Genomic DNA, 6,395 nt, shown 5'->3' on the forward strand with positions numbered 1-6,395 from the left:
CCGCCGCCATGAGCCCTCCCGCCGTCGCACTGCTCGACGTCGCGGCCGGCGCGCTGCTGCTCACCGCCGTTCTCGTGGTGTGGCGGCGCGACCTGCCCACGATCCTGCGGATCTTCACCGCGCACGGGATCGCGCTCGGTGCCCTGGTCGGCGTGCTGGCGTGGGCGCAGCGGTCGGTGGAGCTCGGCCTGGTGGCCGTCGGGGTACTGGCGGTCCGCGGCGGGTTGCTGCCGTGGCTGCTGCGACGTGCCCTGGCCAGGGTGGGGCCGGCTCGTCGCGAGCCGCGGCCGGTGGTGGGCGTCGCGGCGTCGTTGCTCGCCGTCGCCGCCCTGGTGATGCTGGCGTTCGCGGTGGCGGTCCCCGTCGTCGAGCTCGGCGGGTCCGCCGCGACCCGCGCGGTGCCGGTGGCGGTCGCCGTCGTCCTGATCGGGCTGCTGGTACTGGTCACCCGCCGGCACACGATCTCCCAACTCGTGGGGTTCCTGTTGGTGGACAACGGGATCACTGCCGCCGGATTCCTCACCACGGCGGGGATCGGGCTGGTCGTGGAGGTGGGCGTGGCGCTGGACGTGCTGCTGGTGGTGCTCGTGCTGCAGGTGCTCGCCGGGCGGATCCGCGACACGTTCGGCGAGGTCGACCTCGGTGAGCTGCGGGAGCTGCGGGACCGATGACGACGACGCTTCCCGTCGCGGCGCTCGCGTTCGCGCCGATCGCGGTCCCGGCACTCACCGCTGCCGGCTGCGCCGTCGCCGGTCGTCGCACGGCCGGTGCCGCGGGTGTGGTGTGTGCGCTCGCCATGCTCGCCGCGGCGGTCGGCCTCGGGGCGCGGGTCGTCGGCTCCGGCCCGGTCGAGGTCGCGGGGCTGCGGGTCGACGCGTTGAGCGCGTTCATGCTGGTCGTGATCGGCGCGGTGGCGACGATCGTTGCCGTCGCCACCCCTGCCCACGTGGCCACCGAGGTCGCCGCCGGACGGCTCGCGCCGAGGACCGCGCGCCGCCAGGGCGTGCTCGTGCACGCGTTCCTGGCCGCGATGACCCTGGCCGTGCTGGCCGCCGACCTCGGCGTGCTCTGGGTCGCCGTCGAGGCGACCACGATCGTCACGGCCTTCCTCGTCGGGCAGGGACGGACCCGGGGCTCGGTCGAGGCCGCCTGGAAGTACGTCGTCATCTGCTCGACCGGCATCGCCCTCGCCCTGCTGGGCCTGGTCCTGCTCAACCACGCCGCCGCACACGCACGACCCGGCGCCGACGGACCGGGCCTGGACTGGGCCGCGCTGGTCGCCGCGGCTCCCGCGCTCGACCCCGGCGTCACCCGGATCGCCGTGGTCCTGCTCCTGCTCGGCTTCGGGGCCAAGGCCGGGCTCGCCCCACTGCACGCCTGGCTGCCCGACGCGCACAGCCAGGCCCCCGCGCCGGTCTCCGCGCTCATGTCGGGTGTCCTGCTCGCCGTGTCGTTCTCGGCGATCCTGCGCGTCAAGGTGATCGCCGACGCCGCGCTCGGCGCCGGGTTCGCCCGGGCGCTGCTGCTCGGCGCCGCACTCGCGTCGCTGACCGTGGCGGCGTCACTGCTGCTGGCCCAGCGCGACTACAAGAGGATGCTCGCCTACTCCAGCATCGAGCACATGGGGCTGCTGGCCCTCGGCGCCGGCATCGGCGGCGTGGCCGCGACCGCCGCCGTGCTACTGCACCTGCTGGGCCACGGGCTGGTCAAGAGCGCGGCGTTCCTCGGCGCCGGCCGGGTCGCCCAGCTCACCGGCACCAGCCGGATCGACCGGGTGCGTGGGCTCGTCGCGACCCAACCGGGCCTCGCGGCGGCCTTCGGCCTCGCCGTCCTGGCCCTGCTCGGGCTGCCCCCGTTCAGCCTGTTCGCCAGCGAGCTCGCGATCGTCCGGGCAGGTCTGGGGGACGCCGTCGGCTGGGCGGTCGTCGTCGCGCTCGTGCTCGTCGTCGTGATCGGGGCGGCGATGCTGCGGCACACGGGCCGGATGCTGCTCGGTCCCGCACCGGACGGGCCCGGGGCCGCGACCGCGCCCCGACGGCTGCCGGGCGGCACCGCGCTCGCCTTGGCCGGCGGCCTGGTCGTCGCCGCGGCGCTCGGGGTGACGGCGGGCCCGCTCACCGACCTGATCACCCAGGCCACGCAGACCCTCTCCGGAGCACCGTGACATCGAACTCCGCCCACACCGGCCCGCGGCGCGTCGTCTCGACCGTGGCCGCCGACGCGCTGCCCGACCGGGCCGCCGCCCTGCTGGCCGGCGGCGCCCGCCTCGCGCTCGTCGCCGGACACGACGACCGGCCGTCCGGCGGCGGCCTGCGCACGGTCCACCTGTTCGTGGAACCCGGGACCGACGTGCGCACCGAGCTGCACGTCCACCTCGACCCCGACGCGCCGTCGATCCCGAGCCTGGCCGCTCTGTCGTTCCCGGCGGGCCGCTTCGAACGCGAGCTGCGCGACCTGTTCGGCATCGAACCGGTCGGCCACCCGCTGCCGCGACGGCTCGTCCGACACTTCCACTGGCCGCGCGGCTGGTACCCGATGCTCTCCGACGCCGGCCCGGCGCCGGCGTTCGGTGACCCGGACGGGCCCTACCCGTTCCGCCCCGTGGACGGTCCCGGCGTCTACGAGATACCGGTCGGCCCCGTGCACGCCGGCATGATCGAGCCGGGACACTTCCGGTTCTCGGTGGTCGGCGAGACGATCCTCAAGCTCAAGGCCCGGCTGTGGTTCGTCCACCGCGGGCTGGAGAAGCTCGTCGAGGGCCGCAGCCCGGCCGAGGCGCTCGAGATCGCGCAGCGGGTGAGCGGCGACACCACGGTCGGTCACGGGGTGGCGTTCTGCCAAGCCGTCGAGGACGCGCTGGGAATCGACGTCGACCCGCAGGCCCGCCGGCTACGAGCCGTACTGCTGGAGCTGGAGCGGCTCTACAACCACGTCAACGACCTCGGGGCGCTGTGCAACGACGTCGGCCACGGCATCCTCAACGCCCACGCCCAGCGGGTCCGGGAACGCCTGCTGCGGCTCAACGAGCAGGTCACCGGGCACCGCCTGCTCCGCGGAGCGGTCGTCGCCGGTGGAGCCGCGGTCGCCCGGCTACCCGATCCCACCGTGCTCGCCGAGGCGGCGGCCGACGTCGCGGAGATCGCCGACCTCGCGCTCGGGCACAGCGTCGTCCACGACCGCTTCGCCGGCACCGCGATCCTGACCCGCGACCAAGCCACCGAGCTCGGGACCCTCGGCTACGTCGCGCGGGCCAGCGGACTCGACGTCGACGCCCGCCACGACCACCCGGTGCTGCCCGGCGAGCTGCCCCGGGCCGTGCACACCCGCACCGAGGGCGACGTGCTCGCGCGCTTCCAGGTCCGCCGCGAGGAGATCGACGTCGCGGTCGCCACGATCGCCGCGCTCGTCGAGCACATCCACGGCCCCGCCCACCGCACGGACCCACGCGGCCGCCGCGGCGCCGAGCGGTCGGGCGTGGGCATCACCGAGGGCTGGCGCGGCACCATCGTCCACCGCGTCGAACTCGGCGGCGACGGCGCCGTGCGCCGGCTCAAGATCGTCGACCCCAGCTTCTTCAACTGGCCGGCCCTGCCGGTCGCCCTCGCCGACACGATCGTCCCCGACTTCCCGCTGGTCAACAAGAGCTTCAACCTGTCCTACGCCGGCAACGACCTCTGATCGCTCAGGGCTCGGTGGTCACCGCGGGGAATGCGCGTCAGCGACGCTCTGCACATCTTTCGTCATGGCGGCGGGTCGAGCGGCACCGTCCGCACCGCTTCTCCCTCCCACGCTGAGGCGCTCACGGCGAACACAGCAGCCGGGATGGACTCTGGATCTGCATCGTCACCGACGAAGATGCCCGACGCTGCGCCAGCTTTCACCGACGACCCGGTAAGCGCCGATGGGGTTGAACTCCACACCCAACTCCTCACGGACGTGATCGAGCAGCCGCCTGGTCTGCCGGATTCCTTCGGGCCGCAACTGTGTTTCGTCTTCCCACTCCGTGGCCAGGAACGCCGCCCCGGTTTCGTGATCGAGCATCAGTTCGGCCTGGCACATGCCGGTGCAGGTCGCGAGGAGCGGGAAGGTCGAACCAGCCATCATCGCCGTCAGCGCGGTGGACTCCGCCACACGCGAGGCGCAGTACATCTGCAGGACCGTCGCGGCGGACGGGGGGCGCGTATGCAGTCGCGCCACGACCTCCCAGGTATCGGTGGTCAGTTCTCCACCGGCGGCATCGGCTGCCGCCCACCGTGCCTGGGTCAGGGTCGCGTCGGAGGCGAACTCCGGCGCGTCCCAGTAGGACGCCGCGACGAGCACTGCAGAGCGCCGATCCACGAGCGTCCGAAGCCCCTGATGACCGGCCACGGCCTCCACGGCCGGCCGATCGACCTCCTCCAGAACCGTGATGGCGTCGTCGATGCGGCTGTCTTCGCAGTAGATCGAAGTGAACCGGACAAACATCTCGTATCCTCTCGGTTCTCGCACATCGTTGCGCACTGACCATCGTAGTTGCGAAGTTTCAAAAGTATGCAATTGCTAGGTGCGCGTCACACACTTCCTCGGCGTGACAGCCATCAGTCGGCCCGCCCCTTCAGAGACGTTCGACGCGGTCCGCCTGCGGGCCCCGATCGCTCTGCCGCACCGCGTACCGGACCCGGTCACCCTTCTGCAGCGGCTCCGACCCCATGATCACGGACACGTGGACGAAGAGATCGTCCCCGCCTGCGTCCGGGGTGATGAAGCCGAAGCCGCGGTCGCCGTCGTAGCGCGCGACGACGCCCTCGCCGCCTCGTACGGGCACGCCCCGCGCCGCCGGTCCTGCGGCCGCGGCAGATGCGGACCGCCGCGGCGCCGGCCGGGGCTCCCGGACCAGGTGCACGTCGCGGGCATGCGGGCCCTTGTCTCCGCTAGCCACCTCGTAGGCGACGCGGTCGCCCTCCGCGAGCCACGTCAGCCCCTCGGCCAAGGCCCGGGCGTGAACGAAGACGTCCCCGGCGCCGGAGTCGGGGTTGATGAAGCCGAAGCCCTTGTCCTCGTCGTACCAGGCCACCGTGCCGTCGGCACCGTCCGCGATGCCGGCCGCAGCGGGTGGGCCGGCATCCGCTCCCAGCGGGATCACGTGCCCGGCCTGCGGGCCGCGCTCGCCTTCGACGACCAGGAAAGCCACCCGCTGCCCCTCGGTGACCACGCCCCCGGTCACGATCGCGGAGCTGTGCACGAAGATGTCGGCGCCGCCGCCGTCCGGCGATGCGAAGCCGTATCCCTTGCCCGGCTCGTACCAGTTGATGGTGCCGAGCAGGCCCACGGCGCTGCCGGTGGCCGCGTCGGCAGTGACACGAACGCGCAGCGCCTGGGGCCCGCGGTCGTTCTCGCCGACCTCGAACACGACGGCCTGACCCTCGCGGAGCACTTTCGCGCCGCCGTCCCCGACGATCTCGGAGGCGTGCACGAACACGTCCGGCGAGCCGTCCTCGGGCGCGAGGAAGCCGAAACCCCGTTCGGCGTCGAACCAGCGGACGGTCCCCTGCGGCATCAAAGGCTCCAGGTCGAGAGGGCGGGCACTGGCCCCCAGTGTCTCTGACAGACTTCGCGGTCCGTCGGGCCGGGCCCACGGGCGGGCGGTGCGGAGCCAGGCGAGGACTGTCGGTTCGCCTCGTGCCTCGTCGCAGAAGGTTGACGTCGTAAACCTCGAAGACTGTCGCGAGCGTCGCGAGGTTGACGTGCCGCTCCGGCAGCCCGGTGTCACGAGGAGCGGTCCGGACCGTCCTCGCGCGGGCGGTGCAGGACGAGCGCTTCCGGCCCGATCTCGACGAACGCCACCTCGTCCGATGCAGCGACGATCGCGTCGAGGTTCGCGGCGAACAACGCCGGCAGGGCCACCCTGAGCAGTCAGACCACTACGAGCAAGTCGACCGGCCGTAGGCCTGGTGGCACGACACCGTTCCCGTCAAGCCGTCGTCAGATGATCATTATGTAATCTTGAACGGACATCACTGCAGTTCAGCGCGGTGGAGACGAGGGGAATCGAACCCCTAACCCCCGCCTTGCAAACGTGGTCGACACCGTCGACCAGGCCCTCTACCTGGAACGATAGTCGACCGGCGGTTACCTTTGAGCGCTACAGCCGCTCGAACTCCCACTGTTTCGTGTCACACGGCGCGTCACAGCGCGCCATTTCCCTTGACGCTGGCGCAGGAGTACGGAGGTGCCGAACGTCAGGTGCAAATGCTCGGGCCGAGCGGTCCCGTTCGCGCAATCGAGGCCAAGCTGTCGAACTTGACCACGCCGGCTACGCCCTGGAGACCCGGTGGTGCGTAGTCCGGCCTGAACGCAACGGCAACCCTCTTCATTTCACCGGTAAGGGTCGCCCGCGTCGGTGGCGACCTGGGGGT

6 protein-coding genes are annotated in these 6,395 nt (G+C 72.3%); 3 read left to right on the plus strand and 3 right to left on the minus strand.

Annotation, left to right across the window (positions count from 1 at the left end; translation table 11 throughout):
- The first annotated feature begins 8 nt into the window (after nucleotides 1-8).
- Genes PSU4_RS16015 through PSU4_RS16025 form a run of 3 tightly spaced genes read left to right on the plus strand, consistent with a single transcriptional unit; the run spans nucleotide 9 to nucleotide 3,678 of the window.
- Complete coding sequence (locus PSU4_RS16015; protein WP_246115150.1) at nucleotides 9-671, plus strand: hypothetical protein; 663 nt, start codon at nucleotides 9-11, stop codon at nucleotides 669-671.
- The gene (locus tag PSU4_RS16020) at nucleotides 668-2,164 is read left to right on the plus strand and encodes a proton-conducting transporter transmembrane domain-containing protein (RefSeq protein ID WP_147108827.1); all 1,497 of its coding nucleotides are present in this window, start codon (nucleotides 668-670) and stop codon (nucleotides 2,162-2,164) included. Before PSU4_RS16015 ends, PSU4_RS16020 begins: the two co-directional genes overlap by 4 nt.
- Complete coding sequence (locus PSU4_RS16025; RefSeq protein ID WP_147108830.1) at nucleotides 2,161-3,678, plus strand: hydrogenase large subunit; 1,518 nt, start codon at nucleotides 2,161-2,163, stop codon at nucleotides 3,676-3,678. Before PSU4_RS16020 ends, PSU4_RS16025 begins: the two co-directional genes overlap by 4 nt.
- A 165-nt stretch (nucleotides 3,679-3,843) precedes the next feature.
- On the opposite strand, the gene PSU4_RS16030 is transcribed toward PSU4_RS16025, so the two are convergent.
- The 3 genes from PSU4_RS16030 to PSU4_RS31345 form a co-directional block, all read right to left on the minus strand.
- On the minus strand, nucleotides 3,844-4,464 hold the full coding sequence (locus PSU4_RS16030) for a hypothetical protein (protein ID WP_147108831.1): 621 nt from the start codon (nucleotides 4,462-4,464) through the stop codon (nucleotides 3,844-3,846).
- 130 nt (nucleotides 4,465-4,594) lie between these two features.
- On the minus strand, nucleotides 4,595-5,536 hold the full coding sequence (locus PSU4_RS32420) for a cold-shock protein (RefSeq protein WP_147108834.1): 942 nt from the start codon (nucleotides 5,534-5,536) through the stop codon (nucleotides 4,595-4,597).
- 209 nt (nucleotides 5,537-5,745) lie between these two features.
- The gene (locus PSU4_RS31345) at nucleotides 5,746-5,883 is read right to left on the minus strand and encodes a hypothetical protein (protein WP_186816989.1); all 138 of its coding nucleotides are present in this window, start codon (nucleotides 5,881-5,883) and stop codon (nucleotides 5,746-5,748) included.
- Nucleotides 5,884-6,395 lie beyond the last annotated feature (512 nt).

Origin of the sequence: Pseudonocardia sulfidoxydans NBRC 16205 (assembly GCF_007989085.1) — a bacterium.
In the GTDB taxonomy this organism is placed as follows: Bacteria; Actinomycetota; Actinomycetes; order Mycobacteriales; family Pseudonocardiaceae; genus Pseudonocardia; species Pseudonocardia sulfidoxydans.